The organism is Gordonia insulae (assembly GCF_003855095.1).
Taxonomy (GTDB): domain Bacteria; phylum Actinomycetota; class Actinomycetes; order Mycobacteriales; family Mycobacteriaceae; genus Gordonia; species Gordonia insulae.
Genome location: NZ_CP033972.1, coordinates 5411669 through 5434608, shown reverse-complemented (window position 1 = coordinate 5434608; position 22940 = coordinate 5411669). Strand labels below are relative to the sequence as shown.

The following is a 22940-nucleotide window of genomic DNA, read 5'->3' as shown; positions in this document are numbered from 1 at the left end:
CAGTGCCGCATCGTCGAATCGGTCGATGCCACTGCGGAACCCGTCATCGTCGATCGACGTCCAGTCGACGGCGGTGCCCTCGGGCGACGCGTGTGGCCCGACGAGACCGACCCGGACCCCGGAGTCGGACAGCATGTGTGCGATGCGTTCGGCCGGATAGTCCGGATCGATCGGCAGGTAACCCGCCCCGGTCTTGGCGACGGCCCAGATGGCGGTGAGCAGGTGCACCGACCGGCCGACGGCCAACGCCACCAGCGACTCCACACCGATGCCCTGCGAGATCAGCCACCGCGCGAGGCGATTCGACCGTCGATCGAGTTCGGTGTAGGTCAGTGACGCGCCGAACCCGTCGGTCACGGCGACCCCGTCGGGGTGCGCGGCGACCACGTCGGCGAACATCTGCGGCAGCAGTCGCGCCCGCACTCCCGGTCCCCCACTGACCGGCGTCAGCGAGGCGGCCTCCTCGGGCGCCAGCACGACGATGTCACCGACCGTGGTGGACGGATCGGTCACCATCGTCTCGACGACCCGCATCCAGGTCTCCGCCAGGCGATGCACGGTCGACTCGTCGAACAGCGCTCGCGCATAGACGAATTCGGCGGTCATCGACGAGGTGGGCGTGCGCGCGGCCACACTGACCGCCAGGTCGAACTTGGCGACCTGGTCGGGCAGCTCGATCGGCTCGGCGATCACCCCGGCGGTCTCCAGCGCGGTCGCACCCGGCTCGTCGTCGACGTGTGTGAAGGCGATCTGCACGAGCGGTTCGAACGCGGTCGACCGCGTCGGCGCCAACTCCTCGATCAGATCCTCGAACTGCACGTCCGCATGTGCGAACGCGTCGAGGTCGGCGGCGCGCACCGCCGACACGATGTCGGCCACCGACTGGTCCGGGTCCACCCGGGTCCGCAACACCAGCGTGTTCACGAACATGCCGACGAGATCGGCGAGTGCCGCGTCCGTGCGACCAGAGATCGGGGCACCGATGACCACGTCGTCGGTGGCCGCCAGCCGTGCCACGGTGATGGCCAGCGCCGCATGCGCCGCCATGAACGCCGTCACCCCGTGCTCGCGGGCGAAGTCCGACAGGCGCCCCGCCAGTGCGTCGTCGACGATCATCGTGACGACGCCGGCCTCGGTGGTGCGGACCGCCGGCCGCGGCCGGTCCATCGGCAGGTCGGTCACCTGCGGCAGCGCCGCCAGATGCGAGCGCCAGTAGCCCATCTGCCGACCGATGGGGGTCGACGGGTCATCCACGCTGCCCAGCGTCGCCCGCTGCCACACCGCGAAGTCGGCGTACTGCACCGCAAGCGGCTCGGGCGCGGGGACGGTGGCGTCCACGCGCCGGAGATAGGCGGCGAGCAAGTCGCCCACGAACACCGCCATCGACCCACCGTCGAAGGCGATGTGGTGGACCGTCACCGCCACGTCGTGCTCATCCGCGCCGGACCGGCGGATCCGTCCCCGGATCGGCAGATCGGTCGACACATCGAATCCACTTGTGGCCGAACGGATCAACTCGGCTGAGTCGTCGGTGGCGGACCAGTCCAGCCGTGCCCGCGCGGTCGCCGGATCGATGATCTGCTGACGCGGTCCGTCCGCGTCGAGCACATACACGGTGCGCAACACCTCGTGCCGCTCCAGGACATCACCGAGCGCGGCCGCGAGTGCGTCGACATCGAGATCGCCGCGCAGGCGCAGCGCCAACGGGATGTTGTACGCCGCGGATGTCGGATCGAACCGGTTGATGAACCACATCCGTGCCTGTGCCGTCGACAGCGGCACGCGGTCGGGCCGCGGCGCCGGCACCAGGCCGGGCAGGCTCTGGCCGCGGCCCTCGAGGGCCGCGGCGAGTTCGCGGACGGTGGGCGCGTCGAACAGGTCGCGCACCGAGACGTCGACGCCGCGCGTCTGCGACACCCGGGCCGCGACACGCATCGCCGACAGCGAGTTGCCGCCCATGTCGAAGAACGACTCGGTCACGCCGACCCGATCGAGTCCCAGCACGTCGGCGAACACCGCCGCGACCGACGCTTCCGCGTCGGTCTCCGGCGCGACGTATTCGCCTGCCTCGAAAACAGGTGCGGGCAGCGCCCGACGGTCGAGCTTGCCCGAACTGCTCAGCGCGATGTCGTCGAGCAGCATCCACACCGACGGTCGCATGTACTCGGGCAACGCGTCGGCCACCACGGACTTGACCACATCGGCGTCCACCGACGCCGGCGTCACGTAGGCCACCAGATGTTGTCCGCCCGTGGGGGCGTCGGCGACCGCGCACGCCGCGTGCACCACTCCGGGGGCGGCCGCGATCACCGACTCGATCTCACCCAACTCGATCCGCTGACCACGCAACTTCACCTGGAAATCGGTACGCCCCAGATACTCCACCTCACCCGAGGTGTTCCACCGCACCAGATCACCCGTGCGATACAACCGCGCACCCGGCCCACCGAACGGATCCGCCACAAACCGCTCCGCGGTCAACCCCGGACGCGACGCATACCCGCGGGCCACCTGCACACCACCCAGATACAACTCACCCGGCACACCCGGCGGCACCAACGCCAACCGCGCATCCAACACATACGTGGTGGTGTTCCACGTCGGCACGCCGATCGGTACCGACCGATCCGCCTCGGTCACGTCGACGTAGGTCACGTCGACGGTGGCCTCCGTCGGGCCGTAGAGGTTGAAGATGGACACATCCGGCAGGAGTTCGTGGGCGCGCACGACGGTCGCCGGCGGCAACGCCTCGCCGGAGGCGAGCAACCATCGCAGTGAGCCGAGTGCCCGGATCTGCTCGGCCGGGACCACATCGAGGAACACCGACAGCATCGACGGCACGAAATGCACCGACGTCGCCCGCGTCGACGAGATCAACTCCGCGATGTAGGCCGGATCCGCATGACCACCGGGCCGCGCCACGATCATCGCCGCGCCGGACATCAACGGCGCGAACAACTCCGGCACCGACACGTCGAAGGTCACCGGCGTCTTCAGGACCACACGGGCATTCCCGTCCCACCCGAATGCGGTGATGCACCAGGTGAGTCGACTCATGGCCGCGGCATGCGACACGGTCACACCCTTGGGACGTCCGGTCGACCCCGACGTGAACAGCGTGTAGAGCGCGTCGTCGGACCGCAACGGCGCCAACCGATCCGCGTCTGTCACCGGTGTCACCGACATGTCCACGTCGGCCGTGGCGTCGACCTCCACCACTGTGACCGAATCATTCAGTGCTGCAACTGATCCAGAGATCGCATCCGATCCGACGAGGATCACGTCGACGCCCGCGGTGTCGACCATGTACCGAACCCGGTCGGCCGGGGTCGACGGATCCATCGGCACGTACTGGGCTCCCGCGTTCACCACCGCGTGCACGGCCACCAGCAGTTCCACCGAACGGTCGATCGACACGCCGACGGCCACACCGGGGCCGACGCCCATCCCGATGAGGTGTCGTGCCAACACGCCCACCCGTGCACCGAGTTCGCGGTAGGAGACGTCGCGGCCCTCGAACACCACCGCACGACTGTCGGGCGTTCGGGCCATCTGCCCGGCGATCGCCTCGGCGACGGAATGGTCGGGGATGGCGACGATCTCACCGGACGACCACCCGACGAGTGTCTCGGTCTCGTCCGACGACACCACGGACACGTCACCGACGGCGGTCAGCGGCCGTGCGGTGAGCTCCGACAGCACCGTGACGAACCGGTCGGCGAGGGTGTGCACGGTCGACTCGTCGAACAGATCCGTCGCGTAGACCATCGAGCACACCCAGTCCCCGCCCGCGACAGCCGAGCTCACCGTGACCGACAGGTCCAGTTGCGCCGAGACCACCGGTGGTTCGATGGACGTCACGTCGAGACCGTCGAGCGCCACCTCAGCTCGCTCCGCGGACGCTGCCGGATCGAAGGACAACATGACCTGTGCCAGCGGCGCGAACGCTTCCGAACGCACCGGATTCACGGCTTCGACGACCGTCTCGAACGGGACATCGCCGTAGGCGAAGGCGTCGAGGTCGGTGACGCGGACCCGGTCCAGCAGATCAGCGAATCCCTCGGCCGGATCGACCTCGGTGCGCAACACCAGGGTGTTGACGAACATGCCGATCAGGCCATCCAGGGCGGCCTGTCCGCGGCCGGCGATCGGGGTCGCGATCGCGATGTCCGGCGTCGCCGACAAGCGGGCCAGCAGCACCGCCAGAGCGGCGTGCACGACCATGAACGGGGTCACGCCGCGTTCTCGTGCCACCGCCGCAATCTGTTCGCCGACCGACGCCGGGATCACGAATCCTGTGCGGGCACCACGATGGGTCGCCACCGACGGCCGTTCGCGATCGACCGGTAGTTCGAGCACGTCGGGCACACCGGCGAGTTGTCCGGTCCAGTACGACAGCTGCCGGCCCACCACCGACGACGGGTCGTCGGGCGAGCCGAGGACGTCGTGCTGCCAGAGCGCGTAGTCGGCGAATTGCACCGGGAGCGGCGCGAAGTCCGGCGACGCTCCGCCCGCGCGGGCCACGTAGGCCGACACCAGGTCGGTCACCAGCGGCAACATGGATTCGCCGTCGGACGCGATGTGGTGGGCCACCACCGCCAGGACGTGTTCGTCGCGATCGACCGACCACAGCCGGACCCGCAACGGCCATTCGGCGGTCACGTCGAAGCCGGTCGCCATGGCTGCATCCAGCGCGGCGCGGGAATCCACGACCGCCCAGTCGATTCCGCTCGCGACGGCGTCGATGCGACCGATCTCCTGGATCGGTACACCGTCGATGGACGGGAACGTCGTGCGCAGGACCTCGTGGCGCACCACGAGATCGACCACCGCCGCCCGCAGCGCATCGACGTCGAGCGCGCCGGACATGCGCAGCAACGCCGGGATGTTGTAGGTGGTGTTCGCCGGATCGAACCGGTTGATGAACCACATCCGGGTCTGCGCGAACGACAACGGAATCGGTGCCGGGCGCGGATCGATGGCCACCAGCGGCGCCAGGCCGGCGTCCCCGGCTGCCACCACGTCCGCCAGCGCCCGGACCGTCGGCGCACCGAAGAGATCACGCACGGACACGTCGACCCCGAAGACGTCGGCGACGCGCGCCGCCACCCGCATCGCCGACAACGAGTTGCCGCCCATGTCGAAGAACGACTCGGTCACGCCGACCCGATCGAGTCCCAGCACGTCGGCGAACACCGCGGCCACGGACTCCTCCGCCGCGGTCTGCGGAGCGACGAACTCACCGGCCTCGAAAACAGGTGCGGGCAGCGCCCGCCGATCGAGTTTGCCCGCACTGTTGAGCGCGATGTCGTCGAGCAGCATCCACACCGACGGCCGCATGTACTCCGGCAATGCCTCGGCCACCGTCGCACGCACGACGTCGAGGTCGACCGACGCCGGCGACACGTAGGCGACGAGTTGCTGTCCGCCGGTGGGTGTCTCGACGACGGTACACGCGGTGTGCACCACTCCCGGGGCAGCCGCGATCACCGACTCGATCTCACCCAACTCGATCCGCTGACCACGCAACTTCACCTGGAAATCGGTACGCCCCAGATACTCCACCTCACCCGAGGTGTTCCACCGCACCAGATCACCCGTGCGATACAACCGCGCACCCGGCCCACCGAACGGATCCGCCACAAACCGCTCCGCGGTCAACCCCGGACGCGACGCATACCCGCGGGCCACCTGCACACCACCCAGATACAACTCACCCGGCACACCCGGCGGCACCAACGCCAACCGCGCATCCAACACATACGTGGTGGTGTTCCACACGGGCACCCCGATCGGCACCAGCGTCTCGCGCTCGGTCACGTCCGCGACCGCCACCTCGACCGCGGCCTCGGTGGGGCCGAACAGGTTGACGATGGCGACCTGCGGGAGGAGCGCGTGCGCGTGGGCCACCACCGCGGGCGGCAGGGCCTCACCCGAGCAGAACACCCATCGCAAGGTGTCCAGTGAACGGATCCGCTCGGCCGGGACCACATCCAGGAACACCGACAGCATCGACGGCACGAAATGCACCGACGTCGCCCGCGTCGACGAGATCAACTCCGCGATGTAGGCCGGATCCGCATGACCACCCGGCCGCGCCACGACCATCGCCGCGCCGGACATCAACGGCGCGAACAACTCCGGCACCGACACGTCGAAGGTCACCGGCGTCTTCTGGATCACCCGATCCCCCGAGGTCCACGGGTACTCCGACAGCCCCCACCAGAGCCGGTTGGCCACCGACCGGTGCGACACGGTGACACCCTTCGGGCGTCCGGTCGACCCCGACGTGAACAACGTGTAGAGCGCGTCGTCGGACCGCAACGGCGCCAACCGTTCCGCGTCCGTCACCGGTGTCGCGGACTCATCGGCATCGGCCGAGGCGTCGACCTCGATGACGGTGACATCGTCACCGAGTTCGCCGATCGCCGCAGGCACATGGCCCGCGGCGACGAGCACCACGGCCACACCGGCGGTGTCGACCATGTACCGCACGCGATCCGCGGGAGCGGCGGTGTCGAAGGGCACATACTGGCCGCCGGCGGCCACCACCGCATGGATGGCGACCACGAACTCGACCGACCGCTCGAGGGAGATCCCCACCGGCACACCGGGTCCCACGCCCGCAGCGATCAGGACCCGCGCCAGTCCGGCGACGCGTGCGCCGAGCTCGGCGTAGCTCACGATGCGGTCCTCGAACAGCAGGGCCTCGGCGTCCGGCGTCCGCGCGATCTGCGCGGCCAGCGCGTCCGCGACGGTTTCTCCCGGAATCACCACACCGGCGCCGACCGACCAGCGGGCGAGTTCGGCGTGCTGCGGTCCGGCAACAAGCGACAGGTCCGCCACCAGCGACCCCGGCGCCGTCGCTATCGTCCGCAGGATCTCGACCAGCGCATCGGCGAACACCGCGATCTGCGCGTCGTCGAAAGCGACCGGCAGATACTTCAGCTTCACCGACAACCGATCGCCCATCGGCGATGTCACCATGTTGAGCGGGTAATGCGTCGAGTCACTGACCTCGACCTCGCGGATCTGCAGGCCACCGGTCAGCGCGGCATCCGTGGTGGACAACGAATCGGTGTCCACCGGATACGACTCGTGCACCGTCAACGTGTCGAACAGCGCACCGGTGACGCTCCCGGCCAACTGGGGCAAACCCAGATGCTGATGGTCGAGTACCGAGACCTTGGCCGCCTGCAACCTCGACAGCACCTCGGAGATCGGCGCCGCCGGATCGACATCGACCACGGCCGGCAGGGTGTTGATGAACAGCCCCACCATCGACTCGACACCGTCGAGATCGGCCGGGCGACCCGACACCGTCTCGCCGAACGTGACGACCCGATTGCCGGTCAGCCGCGACAACAGCACCGCCCACGCGAACTGCAACACGGTGGCCACCGTCGCGCCCTCGGCGCGGGCTGCCGCTTCGATGCCGGCCGTCAACTCGGCGTCCAGAACCACGGCATGGTCACGGGGCAGTGCATCCGCGGTCGCCTCGACCCCCGGTGCGACCAACGTCGGGCCCTCGACCGGCGCGAGCACCTCACGCCACGCCGCCAGTCCCGCCGCATCATCGGTCCGCGCGATACGCCGTAGATGATCGGCGAAATCCGTGTCGCCCGTGGCGGTCTGGCCCGTGTACGTCGCGCCCGTGGCGTAGATGGCCAACAGATCCGCGAGGACCAGCGGGCCCGACCATCCGTCGAACAGGATGTGATGGTTGGTGATGACGACGCTCACGCCGTCGGTGTCGCGCACGAGGACGACCCGCAGCAACGGTGGTGCCGCCAGGTCGAACGGCTCGACCCGCTCGGCGGCGATCACCTCGTCGACGACGGCGCGGCGACGATCCTCGTCGACGTCGCCGACATCGATGGTGCGCCAGGGCACCGTCACGTCGTCGGGGACGACGGCGACCACGGCGCCGCTGTCGGTCTGCACGAATCCGGACCGCAACACCCGATGCTGACCGCACAGCGAGTGCACGGCCGCAGCCAGTCGCTGCTCGTCGACGTCACCGCCCAGTCGCAACACCCCCTGGCTGACGTAGACGTCGACCGCATCCGTGCCCGCACCGGCACCGGCCAGGGCGGATTGCAGATAGAGGCCCTTCTGCAGGGGCGAGAGCGGCCAGATGTCGGCGCCGGGGTGGCGCGCGGCCAGCAGATCCAGATCATCCTGCGACACACCGGTTCCCGGCACGTCGGATGGAGACAGGCCCAGATCCACCGCACGCGCGACCACATCCACGATCGCCGCGAGTTCGGCCGACCAGCGGGCGGCGAGATCGGCCACGTCCTCGTCCGAGAGAATCCCCTGTGCGAACAGGAAATCCGCCGACAACTCGCGGCCCTGCTCCGTCACCCGGGTACCCACGTTCACGGTGATCACGTTCATCGCCGTCATCGCGCCCGACACCGAGGACGGCAGCGCGGGGGCACCGGAGTCCACCATGAACGGCACCTCGACACCGTCGCCGCCGCCTCGACCGCCGGCACCGAAGAAGTTGAACCCGATCGACGGCAGCGCGCGACCGGCGAGTCGCTCGTCCCCGCCGAATCGCAAGAGGCCGAACCCGACACCGCGGTCGGGCTGGCCCAGCCGTTCCTCCTTGGCGGCCTTCACGGCATGCACCACGTCCGCACCCGGGTCCAGCACCACCGGCGCCACCGTGGTGAACCAGCCGACGGTGCGCGCGAGATCGGCGCGACGCGGATCCGGCCCGGTCGTCAGGGCATCCTCATAGCGGCCGTGTCCCTCGACGAGCACGCCGACCGGCGCGTCGTCGGCGATCCCACGAGCGGTCTGCCACGACCGCACCGCACGTGCCAGACCTGCCAGCAGAGCATCGTTCACGTGTCCGCCGAAGGCTTCCGGCACCACGGTCACCAGCGCCTCGGTCACCGCGGCATCCACCTGGTGCCGCACCGACCCGACCGAGTCGAAGCGATCCCGGTCCCGGTCGAACGCCGAACCGAAACCCGTCGGCTCGGGCAGACGCGACAACCAGTAGTCGGCCTCGCCGACGTGGTCGGGCGTCAGCGCCGCCAGGCCGGCGTGCCACGCGCGCGCCGAGGTGACCTCCGGCCGGACCACCGGCTCCTGCCCGGCGGTCAGCTGACCCCAGACCGTGATCACGTCCTCGAGGAGGATGGGCCACGACACCGCATCCACACCGACGTGGTGGATCGCCAGGACAACGCGTGCACCATCGGAACCGGAGACGATCGCCGCCGACACCAGCACGCCCGCAACCGGATCCAGTTGCCGCAACGCGTCCGCATGCGCGGCGGACACGGCCGCCCCGAACTCCGCGGAGCCGACCGCGGCAGGGGTCGAGACCGCGGCGACGACCGGATCGGCACCCGCCCCCGAACGCAGTACCCAGTGTCCGTCGATCTCCGCGAGTCGTGCCGACAGCATCGGGTGCGCGTCGATCACCACGCCCAGGACCGCACCGAGGACCACGGAGTCGAGACCGTCCGGCGCCACCAGCACGACCGACTGGGAGAAATCCGCGAAATCCTCGGCGACATCGGAGAGTTCGAGCATCCACGCCACGACCGGGGAGACGACCACCTCGCCGGCGCCACCGCCGACCGGTTCGTCGATCAGCGCGACCGCGTCGTCGCCCAGCGCTGCCGCACGTGCCATCGCCCGGACCGACTTGTGCTCGAACACGTCCTTCGGTGACAGCGCCAGTCCGGCCGACCTTGCCGCAGAGGACAATTGGATGGACAGGATGGAATCGCCACCCAAGGCGAAGAACGACTCCACCACGCTCACCCGGTCCACGCCGAGCACCCCGGCGACCACGGCGGCGAGCAGCTCTTCCGTCGACGACGCCGGTCCCACGTAATCGGCTGTCTCGGTGTCGATCACGGGGTCCGGCAGCGCCCTCTTGTCGAGCTTGCCGGCCGGGGTCAGCGGGAGCGCGTCGAGCGCCATGATGCTTGCCGGCACCATGTGGGCGGGCAGCCGCTGTGACACGAAGTCACGTAATATGGCACCGTCGACGGACGGATCAGCGACCACATACCCGGCGAGGGCGGTCGCCACCGACCCGCCGACACCGATCACCACGGCCGACGACACGGCCGGATGGGACTCCAGCACGGTCTCGATCTCGCCCAGCTCGATCCGCAGACCGCGCAACTTCACCTGGTCGTCGCTGCGGCCGACGTATTCGAGCACGAGCTCGCCCGTCCGGCCGTGGCGCCAGCGCACCACGTCGCCGGTCCGATACATCCGGTCGCCGATGCCACCGAAGGGATTGGCCACGAAGCGCTCCGCGCTCAGGCCCGGCCGGTCGAGGTACCCGCGGGCCACCGCGACGCCTGCGGCGTACAGGTCACCGGGGACACCGATGGGCACCGGATGCAGACGGGCGTCGAGCACGAGCAGTCCGACACCGTCGATCGGGCCGCCGATGTGCACGGGCCGCCCGGCCTCGAGCGCATGACTCATCGCCACCGCCACCGATGCCTCGGTCGGCCCGTACGCGTTGAAGAAGGCCAGCGACGACGACCACCGGTCGACGAGGGTCTGCGACACCGCTTCGCCCCCGGAGATCAGCACCCGCAGATCGCCGACGGTCTCGGGTTCCAGGGTGGCCAGCACCGTTGGGGTGAGAAAGACGTGGGTCAGGGACTGCTCCCGGATGAAGGCGGACAACATGTCCCCGCCCAGCACCCCGTCGGGGCGATACACCAGGGCTGCACCGGCCACCGATGCCAGCAGCCATTCGAGGATCGACGCGTCGAAACTGGGCGACGCGAAGGCGAGTACCCGCGACGTCGCGTCCGTGCCGAAGCGGGCGACCTCGGCCGCCGCGAAGTTGTGGATGCCCCGGTAGGTCACCGAGACGCCCTTGGGCGTGCCCGTCGATCCGGACGTGTAGATGACGTAGGCGATCGCGTCGAGGTGCCGCCCGGCCGGGAGTTCGTCGACGCGCAGGGCGGCGTCATCGAATCTGTCGATGACCGCGGCGGATCCGAGATTCTCCACCGATGTCCAGGCGACGCCGCCCGGCAGGGTCGCCTCGTACCGCGCCGCGGTGAGGCCGACCCGCACCCCGGAATCGGTGAGCATGTGTTCGATCCGCTCGGCCGGATAGTCCGGGTCGATAGGGAGATACCCGGCGCCCGCCTTGGCGACCGCCCACATCGCGACGAGGAGGTCCTTGGACCGGCCGATCGCCAGCGCGACCAGCGACTCCGCACCGATACCCTGCGAGATCAGCCAGCGCGCAACCTGATTCGACCGGGCGTCGAGCTGGGCATAGGTGAGGGCGGACCCGTGCCCGTCGGTGACCGCCTCGTGGTCTCCGAATTGCTGGGCGATCTCGCCGAACACCTCCGCCAGATGCCGCGGGGTCGCCGCCGGCGCGCCGGAGACGGGCAGCAGTGCGGCCGCCTCTTCGTCGGACAGCAGATGCGACTCACCGATCGGCGCGGTGGGGTCGGCGGTGAGCTGATCGAGCAGGCGGACGAACTGCGCCGCCATGTGTTCGGCGGTGTCGGCATCGATCAGATCGGTGGCATAGATCAGCGATCCGTGCCACCGGTCGCCGCCGTCGGTGATGCCGACGGTGAGGTCGACCTTGGCCGGGATCTCGTCGACCGCGACGGAACTCACCTGCACTCCGGCGACGTCGTCGGCGAGGACACCGCCACTGGCGAATTCGGCCAGCACCGATTGATCGAACGACAGCAGGACCTGAGTCAAGGGTGCGAAGGATTCCGAGCGTACGGGTTGCAGATGTTCGACCACGGTCTCGAACGGCACATCGGCATGCGCAAACGCCTCGAGGTCGGTCACCCGGACGTGATCGAGCAGATCCATGAACGACATGTCGGTGTCCACCCGGCTACGGAGCACGAGGGTGTTGACGAACATACCCACGAGCGGATCGAGCACGCGCTGACCGCGACCGGCGATCGGGGTGCCCACCGCGATGTCGTCGGTCGCCGACAGCCGCGCCAGCAGGACCGCGAGACCGGCATGCACCACCATGAACGGCGTCACGCTGCGCTCGCGCGCCACCACCGACACCCGGTCGATGACCCAACCGGGAACCTCGAACGACACCTGGGCGCCGCGTTGGGATGCCACCACCGGACGTGGTCGGTCGGTCGGGAGTTCCAGGACATCGGGCACTCCGGCCAGCTGACGCGACCAGTACGCCAACTGGCGTCCCACCACGGAGTCCGGGTCGTCGGCCGAGCCCAGGACCTCGTGCTGCCAGATGGCGAAGTCGGCGAATTGCACGTCCAGTGGCGCGAATTCGGGCTCCGCACCGGCGACGCGGGCCGCGTAGGCCGCCACGACGTCGGCGACCAGCGGAGCCATCGACTCTCCGTCGGCGGCGATGTGATGCGCGACCAGACCGAACACGTACTCGTCCGGCGCCGAGCGCCACACCCGTGCGCGCAACGACCATTGCGACGTCACGTCGAAACCTGCGGCGACGCCGGCAGCGAGGTCGGTGGCGGAGTCGACCACCGCCCAATCCAGCTGTGTGGCAACGGTGTCGACCGGACTGATCACCTGAACGGGCGTGCCGTCGACGGCCGGGAAAGTCGTCCGAAGCACCTCATGGCGCACCACGACGTCCTCGATGGCCGCCCGCAGCGCCGCGAGGTCGACGGGCCCGGTCAGCCGCAGCAGGACCGGGATGTTGTAGGTCGATGCCGACGGGTCGAACTGGTTGATGAACCACATCCGGACCTGGGCGAAGGACAACGGCACCCGGTCCGGACGCGGCGCCACGGCGACCACCGGCGCGAGACCCTCGCCGCGTCCACCGATCAGGGTGGCCAATCCGCGCACCGAGGGCACATCGAACACGTCGCGGACCGACATCTCGACATTGAAGGCCTCACCCGCCCGGCCGACGATCCGGGCCGCGGCCAGCGAGTTGCCACCGAGGTCGAACACCGACTCGGCGACGCTGATGCGCTCGAGGCCCAGGACGTCGGCGACGATCTCGGCCAGGATCTTCTCGGTCTCCGTGCTGGGCGCGACATACTCTGCGGCACCACGGATCTCCGGCTCGGGAAGCCCGCGGCGATCCAATTTCCCGTTGACCGTGAGGGGAAGCTGATCGATCACCATGACCACGTCGGGCACCATGTAGGTCGGCAGGGCACCGGCCGCGGCGATGCGCACCTCCGACGGCGTGAGGGTGGCGCCGCCTTCGGGGACGACATATCCCACGAGCAGTTCGTCACCGCCGTCGCGCTGCTTGACCGCGACCGCCGCCGCATCCACGCCGGCAGTGGACAGCAGCGCCGTCTCCACCTCGCCGAGCTCGATCCGGAAGCCGCGCAACTTGACCTGTGCATCGGAGCGACCGAGGTACTCCAGGCTGCCGTCGCGCTGGATGGCGAGGTCACCGCTGCGGTACATCCGCGAACCGTCGCCGGCGAACGGGTCGGCGACGAACCGTCCGGAGCTCAGGCCCGGACGGCCGAGGTATCCGCGGGTGACCTGCGTACCACTGACATAGATCTCGCCGGGCACGCCGTCGGGTACCGGGCTCAGACGGTCGTCGAGCAGGTGGATGGTCAGGTCGGGTAGGCCCTGCCCGACGTCGGAGCCCTTGGCGGAGTCGACGAACTCGGGGTCGAGGGCCCGGAACGTGGAGTGCACCGTCGTCTCGGTGATGCCGTACATGTTGACGAGAACGGGTCCGACCGTCCCCTCGCCGTCGATGCGGTCGGTATACCAGCGCCGGACCTGTGCGAAATCCAGTGCCTCACCGGCGAACACCATGTACCGGACGCTTGCGGCCAGGCGGTTGCGCGCGGTCGGCCGCACCGCCGCGGCGAGCTGGTAGTAGGCCGACGGCGTCTGGGAGACGACCGTGGCCGACTCCGCGATGAGCAGTTCGGCGAACTCGTCGGGGCTACGGGTGGTGAGGAAGTCGACCACCACGAGCCGGCCACCGAACAGCAACGGCCCCCACATCTCGAACACCGAGACGTCGAAGGCGTAGGAATGGAACATCGTCCACACGTCGGTTTCGGTGAAGCCGTAGTGCTGCTGGGCGGCCGACATCAGCGCGACGACGCTGCGATGCTCCACCACAACACCTTTGGGGCGTCCGGTGGAACCCGATGTGAAGATCATGTACGCGGCGGTGCGCGCGTCGATCGTCTTCGGCAGCGGGACCGGCCGGGCGGCGCCCGCGGTGATCAGATCGCCGATGGTGCTCCGGTCGACGTCGAGGAAGCCGAGCGCCTCGGCGCCATCGTGGTCGGTGATGATCAGCGCGGGTGCGGCATCGCCGACGACGAACGAGAGCCGGTCGGCCGGATGCGAGGTGTCCAGCGGGAGGTAGGTCGCACCCGCCTTCAGGATGCCGAGGATGGCGACCATGACGTCGACGGTGCGCGGGGTGGCGAGACCGACGACGCCACCCGTGGAAACGCCCCGGGCGAGCAGCCCGGCGGCCACGTCATCGGAGCGGGCATCGAGTTCGCGGTAGGTCAGTGAGCCACCGTTGAGGTCGGTGATGGCCACTCGCTCGCCGAACCGGTGCACGGCGGAGGCGAAGATGCCCGGCAGTGAACCCCAGTCGCCGGTGCCCGCGACCGCGCACGCGCGTTGCCGGATCTCGTCGACGGCCGCCTGGATCGCCGACGCGATGCCGGTCGGGTCGAGTCCGTCCTTGGGGATCAGGGCGGTGACGATGGCGCTGACGGCGGCCTCGGTGTCCAGTCCGCGGGATGCGAACACCGCCGCGGTCGGCGACACCCGACTGTTCAGCTCGGCGAACGTCACCGGTGCGGCGGCAACGGTCAGTGCAGGTGTCTCCGGTTCGAGTTGCGCCGCAATGGTGATCAGGTCTCGCGTCGGCGGACGTCGCCCCCATCCCGTAGAAATGTCTACTGCGTCCGGACCGATTCCTGTCACGTTCGTTCGCTGCCTTCCGACTCGACCGCATCCGTCGAGTGCTCGTTCACCACGCTGCTTGCTCGGTCACGCAACTCCGCCAGGAGCTCGTCGAAACCTTCCGGCCCGGCCTCGGCCAGCCCGGGAACCAGGGTCATCAGTGCCATCGTCAGCGCCGAATCAGGATCGGGCGCAGTCGGACTCATCGCCTGCATCATGATATCGAGATCGCCGAAACTCAGCTCCGCCGGGCTCCCCACCGCGGTCGCGGTTCCGGCGGCGACCGCCGCCCGCGAGACCAGATCGGCGAGACCCTCGTCCGGGGTGTCGTCCGCGGGTGCCGCGGCGGCCCGCATCTCGTCGGCCAGTCGGATGCCGACGTCGCCGACCACGCCCTCGGGATCGGAGACCACCGATTCCAGTACCTGCAGATATCGCGCGGACATCCGCTCGATCGTGTCGCGCTCGAACAGGTCTGTGGCGTAGAGGAACTGCGCCCGCAGGGCACCGCCATGCTCGTCCCGGTCCGGATCGTTGGGGAACAGTGTGAGCTGGAGATCGACCTTCGCCGAGGTCAGTTCCTCGTGCACCGGGGTCACCGTCAACCGGTCGAACTGCAGGGTCGGGAAATCGACGTCCTGGAACGCCAGCATCACCTGGTAGATCGGGTTGTACGAGGTCGGCGGCTTCGCCAGGGTGCGGGTGACGATGTTGTCGAACGCCACGTCGGTGTGCGACATGTCGGCGAGGTCGTCGTTGCGCACCCGCTCGAGCAGATCGACGAAGCGCTCCCCCGGGTTCACCGTCGTCCGCAGTGCCAGGGTGTTCACGAACATCCCGACCACATCGTCGAGGCTCTGCTCGCCGCGTCCCGCGAACGGGGTGCCGATCACCAGGTCGGAGCGACCCGAGATGCGGTTGAGCAGCACGGCGAACGCCGCATGGATCACCATGAAGGCCGTCGTGTGGTGTTGGCGCGCAACCGCATCCAGACTTGCCACCACCGACGACGGGATCTCGAAGTTCACCACGTCGCCGCGGAAGTTCGGCGTCTTGGGCCGCGGGCGGTCGTGCGGCAGGTCCAGTCGCTCGGGCACACCCGCGAGACGCTGGTCCCAGTAGGAGAGCTGGCGCTCCTCCTCGGTGACGCCGTCCGCGTCGGCGACCGCGAGACGCTCCGACACCCACAGACTGAAGTCGGCGTATTGCACGGGCAGCGGCTTCCACGCCGGCTCGGCGCCCGCACTACGCGCCGCGTACGCCGTCATGAGATCGCGCGCCAGCGGCGACATCGACGCACCGTCCGCGCTGATGTGGTGCACCACGAAGACGAGCACATGCTCCTCGGCGGAGACACGCAGCAGCACGGCTCGAACCGGCGGGCGGGTGGTGATGTCGAATCCCTCACCGGTGACCCGCCCGATGGCCGCCTCCAGCGACGACGAGACCTCCCGCAGCTCGATCGTCAGGTCACTCTCCACGACGTCGGCGGGCATGATCACCTGGATCGGCTCACCGTTGATCATCGGATACGTGGTGCGCAACGACTCGTGCCGGCGGACGAGGTCGGTGGTGGCCAATTGCAGGGCGGTGACGTCGAGGTCACCGGTGAGCCGCAGGGCCATGGCGACGTTGTAGGCGGCCGAGTCCGGATCGGACCGGTTGACCAGCCACAGGCCGCGCTGCATTCCCGACACCCGCACCAGTTCGGCACGGCTGCGCGCCAGCAGCGGCGGAGCGCCGTGTCCGGTGGGCCCGCCCGCGAGTGCCTGTGCCAGCGTCGCCACGGTCGGACGCTCGAACAGCAACTTGACCGGGACCTGCCGGTCGAGCAGCGCCGACAGACGCGAGGTCACCTTGGTGGCCGACAGCGAACTGCCGCCGAGATCGAAGAAGTCGGCGTCGGCGGACACCCGGTCCTGCCCGAGGACCTGCCCGAAGATCCCGGCGACCACGGCCTCCATCTGCGAACCCGGCGCGCGATACGGCGCGGACGTCGCGAAGTCCACCGGGGGAAGGGATCTACGGTCGATCTTGCCGGATGTGGTGAGGCGGAACTCCTTCACGATGACCAGCGCGTGCGGGACCATGTAGCCGGGCAGGTGCGCCCCGGCCTGTTCCAGGATGCGCTTGGGGTCGGCGGACGCCCCGTCGGCGAGCTTCGCGTACGCCACCAGGACGTCGTCGCCGCCAGGTCCGGGCACTCCGAGGCTGACCACCTCGGTGACCAGCGGATGGTGCAGGATCGCCGCGTCGACCTCGCCGGGCTCGATGCGCAGACCGCGGATCTTGAGCTGGAAGTCGGTGCGGCCGACGTAGCGCAGATTGCCCGACGCGGTGCGCACGACCCGGTCGCCGGTCCGGTACATCCGCTCGCCGTCGCCGAACGGGTTGGGCACGAATCGCGTTGCGGTGAGGTCACTTCGACGGTGATAGGCGCGGGCGAGCTGAATCCCGGCCAGATAGAGCTCGCCGGGCACACCCGCGGGGACGGGCCGCAGGGTCTGGTCGAGGACCAATGCACCCACCCCGGGCACGGCCCGGCCGATGGTGACATCGTCACCCTCGTGCATCGGGCCGGCGGCGGTGGCCCAGATGGTCACCTCGGTCGGTCCGTACAGGTTGAAGAAGGCGCGACCCGCACGCGTCCAGCGGCGCATCAGATCGGGCGGGCAGGCCTCGCCGACGCTGATCACCCGGCTGAGACTGGGCACGGCGGCCGGCTCCAGGGTCCCCAGTGCCGACGGTGTCATCACCGCATGGGTCACGCGATGACGCTCGATGAGCGTCGCGAGTTCGTCGCCGCCGAAGACCCCGGCGGGGCTGATCACGAGCTCGGCACCCGTGCACAATGCCATCAGGATCTCGAAGATGGAGGCGTCGAAGCTCGGCGATGCCACGTGCAACACCCGCGACCGTTGGTCGAGTCGCAGGATGATCCGTTGATTGGCAACGAGATTCGCCAGGCCCTGATGACTGACGGCGGCCGCCTTGGGCCGGCCGGTGGAACCGGACGTGTAGATCAGGTAGGCGAGGTCGTCCACCCGGGGAGCCCGTCGCAGCTCATCGGTGTGCAGCCGCGAGCCGCTGTGCCCGGCCAGTTGCAATTCGATGGTCTCGTCGTCGACCGGCAGCCATTCGATCCCGGCCGGCGCCGAGGCCGCCACGGCGACCGAGGTCAGCCCGAGCACGGCCCCGCTGTCGGCGAGGATCTCCGCGAGTCGGGCCGGCGGATGACCCGGGTCGATGCTGACGAACGCCGCCCCCGACTTCGCCACCGCGATCATCGAGGTCACCGACAGGTGCGACCGCGGGATGCAGATGGCGACGACGTCGCCGGGACCGACACCACGGGCCACCAACTCGCGGGCGAGCTGGTTGGTACCCGCCTCGAGGGTGGACCAGGTGATCGTGGAGGTTCCGCTGATGGCGACCGCCGCCGGATTCGACTGCACGACACCGTTGAACAGCAGATCGCGCAGCGTCTCCGGGATGACCCGTGTCTCCACGGGCCCGGTCAGGGCGGCGATCTCGTCGTCGTCGACGAGGTCGATGGTCCCGATCGGACTGCTCGGCGCGTCGATCATCGAACGCAACACCGTGACCAGCTGGGCGGCCACCCGCTCGATGGTCCGATGGTCGAAAAGATCTGCGGAGTAGGCGATTTCGACATCGAGGCCGGATGCGCCGACCTGATCGGTGACCGTCACGGACAGATCGAACTTGGCGGAGGGGACCCGCGCGTCGATCAGCTCGGCCGTATCGACCCACTGATCGAGCGCGGTCGCCTGGCCCGGATGCATCGTCAGCGAGACCTGGAACAGCGGCGTGTGCGCGGCGGACCGTTCCGGTGCCACCGCCTCCACCACCCGCTCGAACGGGATGGACGCGTGACGCATCGCCCGGGTGCGGGTGGTGTGCGCCCGGTCGAGCACGTCGGCGGTGGTGTCGCCCGGCGCCAGCGCGGTGCGCAGCACCACCGTGTTGACGAACATGCCGACGAGGTCGATGGTCTCGGGCTCGTCACGACCCGCCACGGCCGTCCCGATCGCGACCTCGTCCACCTCGGCCCAGCGGGCCAGCAGGACCGCGAACGCGGTGTGCAGCACCGAGAACGGAGTCACGTTGTGGTCGCGGGCCAACGTCCGGATGCCGGCCGCGAGTTCGGGATCCAGGGCGGTGTCCACGTAGCCGCCGTTCCCGGTGGCCACGTGTGGGCGCGGATGATCGGTCGGCAGTGGCAGGAAGCCGGGCAGCCCGGCGAGTTCGTCCTGCCAGAACTCGATTCCCTGCGCGGCCACCGACGTCGGGTCGTCTGCGTCGCCGAGGAGCTGGTGCTGCCAGATGGCGAAATCGGCGTACTGCACATCCAGCGGCGCCAGTCCCCGGTCGGCACCGTCGGCGCGAGCGGTGTAGGCCACGAACAGATCGCGGATGAGCGGCATCAGCGAGAAGCCGTCGCCGGCGATGTGGTGCAGCACGAGCATGACGACGTATCCGCCGGAGTCGCGCAGGATGCGCGCGCGGAACGGGATCTCGTGCACGAGGTCGAATCCACGGGAGGCCTCGCCGGCGATCACCTCGTCGATGCGCTCGTCGACGACGGCGACCTCGATGTCGAGGAATGCCAGCGCTTCGGCACGGGTCAAGATCTCCTGGATCGGCTCACCACCGTGCGATCCGAACCGCGTCCGCAGGGTCTCGTGACGATCGATCAGGTCACCGAGCGCGAGTTGCACTGCGGCGACGTCGATGTCGGTGCCGAGTCGGACCGCACCGGGCATGTTGTAGGTACCCGCACCCGGGTCCATCCGGTTGACGAACCACAGCCGCGTCTGCGCATGGGACAACGGGATGGTGTCCGGCCGCGGGTGCACCCGGGCCAGCTCCGGCCGGCCGTCGGCGCCGCCGCGCCGCGAGCGTTCCGCGATCTCACCGACGTCGACGGAGGTGAACACGTCGGTCAGGTCCACCCGGACGTTGTGTTCCACGCGGGCACGCGACACCAGCCGGGCTGCCATGAGCGAGTCGCCGCCGAGCGCGAAGATGTTGTCGCGCAGGCCGACCCGCTCCACGGAGAGTAGCTCGCCGATCAGCGACGCCAGGGTCTGCTCGACCGGGGTGCGCGGGGGCTCGTAGCCGACGACGGGCCGCAGATCCGGCGCGGGCAGCTGCTTGCGATCCAGCTTGCCGGTGGCGTTGATCGGGAACTGGTCGAGCAGCACGGCCGCCGACGGCACCATGTGGGACGGAAGGTGCCTGCGGCACCAGGACAACGCGGCCGCCGGGCTCACCGAGCCGTCGTCGGAGCGCAGGTAGGCCACCAGGACCGGTCCGGCGGCGAGGTCGGTGCGCGGCACGACCGCGGTGGCGTCCACGCCGGGCATGCTGTCGAGGACCGACTCGATCTCGCCCGGCTCGATCCGCTGTCCGCGGATCTTCACCTGGAAGTCGGTGCGGCCCAGGTACTGGAGGTCACCATCGGCGCTCCAGCGCACCAGATCGCCGGTGCGATACATCCGGGACCCGTTACCGCTCAAAGGATTTGCCACGAAACGATCGGACGTCAGGTCGGATCGGCCCACGTAGCCGTCGGCGAGCTGGCAACCCGCGAGGTAGAGCTCACCGGCCACACCCGTCGGCACGGGCTGCAGTCGGGTGTCGAGGACGTAGACGTCGGTGTTCGCCACGGGCCGACCGATCGGCACGGGTCCGTCGTCGGCGATCACGCGGTGTTCGGTGACGTCGATCGCGGCCTCGGTGGGACCGTAGAGGTTGACCAGCTCGGCCGACGATCCGTCGAGCACGCGATCGGCGAGCAGTCGCGGCAGTGCCTCACCGGAGGTGAACACCCGGCGCACCGTCGGGGGCAGCAAGGTCTCGTGTCCGTCGTTCTGCAGCACCTCGGTGTAGACGTCGAGCATCGACGGCACGAAGTGCAGGACGTTGACCTCTCTGCGGGTGATCAGGTCGAGAAGGTATTCGGGGTCGCGGTGACCGTCCGGCCGGGCGATCACCATCCTGGCGCCATGCGCCAAGGGCCACAACAGTTCCCAGCCGGAGACGTCGAAGGTGAACGGCGTCTTGTACAGCACCTTGTCACCTGCGGCCAGCGGGTAGTTGTCCTGCATCCAGGCGAGGCGGTTGAGCACCGCGGCGTGCGAGACCTGCACACCCTTGGGCGTTCCGGTGGAGCCGGAGGTGAACAGCACGTACGCGGCCTCGCTGCCACCGCCGCGTACCGCGACGGTGTCCCCGCTGGTCGCGGCCGTCGTCGAGACGTCGAATCCGATCGAGCCGAGCAACGGCGCGTCGAGGATCGTCCGCGCGGAGACGGTCTGCGCGATGAGTCGTCGCCGCTCGTCGGGTTGCGCGGGGTCGACCGGGACGTAGGCCGCGCCGACGGTCAGAACCGCGTAGATCGCGGCGACCTGGGCGACGCCACGTTCGAGCGCGACGACGACGTGATCACCCCGGCCGACCCCGGTGTCGACGAGGTGTTGCGCGAGAACACAACGGAGGCGGTCGAATTGGGTGTAGGTCCACTCCCGGCCATCGAACTCGACGGCGATCTCGTCGCCGTGGTCACGGACTCTGCGCTCGAACGACGTGAGCAGGTGGCCGACGTCGTCACGCAGATGTAGTTGCGGCCCTTCGCCGATGGCGAGCAGGTCGTCGCGTTCGCCGTCGAGGAGCAGGTCAATGTCACCGATCAGGGTGTCCATGTCGGTGAACGCACGGTCGAGGAAGATCAGGAATCGCTGCAGGTGTCCCCGCAGCTCGTCCTCGATGTAGAGGTTCGGGTTGCCGTGGAAGTCGACGACGAGCCGGGCGCCGGGACTGGCCTGATAGACGTTGAGCCGCAGGTCTTCCAGGATTCCCGAGCTCAGGATCTGGTAGTCGACGCTCGCGCCGGCCATCTCGATCGGCTTGTCGAAGAACATCAGGTTCACGATGGGGCCGAAGGATGCGGTGTTGGCGTCCTGCAACCCGGCGTCGATCCGGATGTCCTCGAAGCGGTACCGCTGATGACGCAAAGCGCCCGTCAGCTCGAGCTGTACCTGCTCGATCAGCTCCCGCATCGACAGCCCGGACACGTTGCGGGCCCGCACCGGCAGCATGTTGGCGAGCATCCCGCTCGCCCGCTTGATCTTCGCCGTGGCACGGCCGGTGACCGGCAGGCTCAGGACCACGTCGTCGGTCCCGGCCATCCGGGCCAGATAGGAGGAGAACCCCGCGGTCAGCAGAACGGCCGCCGACGTGTTGAGGTCGGCGGCGACACGGTCGAGGTCGGCCTGTTGATCGACGCTGAGCTGGGAGCCGGCCACGAGGTTACGGGGAGAGAGTTCGGCCGCCGCGGACTGCTGGGCCAGCGTCACGCGCTCGGGGAGATCGCGGACCCGCTCCACCCAGTACTCGCGGTCGGCCACGCGCCGGGTGCCCTCGATGTACTTCTTGTCGTCGTCGACGAGTTCGGCGAGCGAGGCGCCCGGTTTCGGCGCGTAGTCCGCGCCGGTGACGGCCGCGTTGTACCGGTTGACGACGTCCTGCACCGCCGTGAGCCCCGCGTAGCCGTCCAGAGCGATGTGGTGGGCGCGGACATACCAGAGCGACCGGTCGTCGGCGACCCGGATCAGGGTTGACACCACCAGGCGATCGGTACGCAGGTCCATCTGCTGCTGGTAGTCGTCGTTCATCCACGCCAGTGCCGCCCCGAGCGGATCGGGGCGGTCACGGAAATCGAGGAACTCCAGATCGTTGTCGATGCTCTGGTCGACGATCTGCATCGGCACGCCGTTGGTCTCGACGATGCGGGTGAAAGCCGATCCCTGTGCCCGACCGTTGTCCACGACGGCCCGCCGGAACAGATCTCGATCCAGCGTCAGTTCCCGGTCCTGGATATCAAGATATTGCGCAACTGTTACCGAGTAGTTTGCGGAGAGATTCTCGGCAAACCACATCCCGCGCTGAGCAGCCGTCAGCGCCAGGGGTACCAGTTCCGTCTCGGTGGCGTCATGGGTGCTCTCGACTGACCCCAT

General features: G+C 69.1%; 2 protein-coding genes (1 of these 2 cut by a window edge). Both read right to left on the bottom strand.

The features are described from left to right. Positions 1 to 14922: the 5' portion of a non-ribosomal peptide synthase/polyketide synthase gene (locus D7316_RS24510; protein WP_124710574.1), read on the bottom strand. Its footprint begins 10041 nt before the window's first position; the window shows 14922 of its 24963 coding nt (coding positions 1–14922); it begins with the start codon at positions 14920 to 14922; its stop codon lies off the left edge, out of view. Further along, on the bottom strand, positions 14919 to 22940 hold the full coding sequence (locus D7316_RS24505) for a non-ribosomal peptide synthetase (protein WP_232017063.1): 8022 nt from the start codon (positions 22938 to 22940) through the stop codon (positions 14919 to 14921). The genes D7316_RS24510 and D7316_RS24505 overlap by 4 nt, the downstream gene beginning before the upstream one ends.

Excerpts from the sequence above, each read along its gene's own strand:
- D7316_RS24505 (WP_232017063.1), bottom strand. The coding sequence starts at position 22,940 with ATGGGGTCAGTCGAGAGCACCCATGACGCCACCGAGACGGAACTGGTA.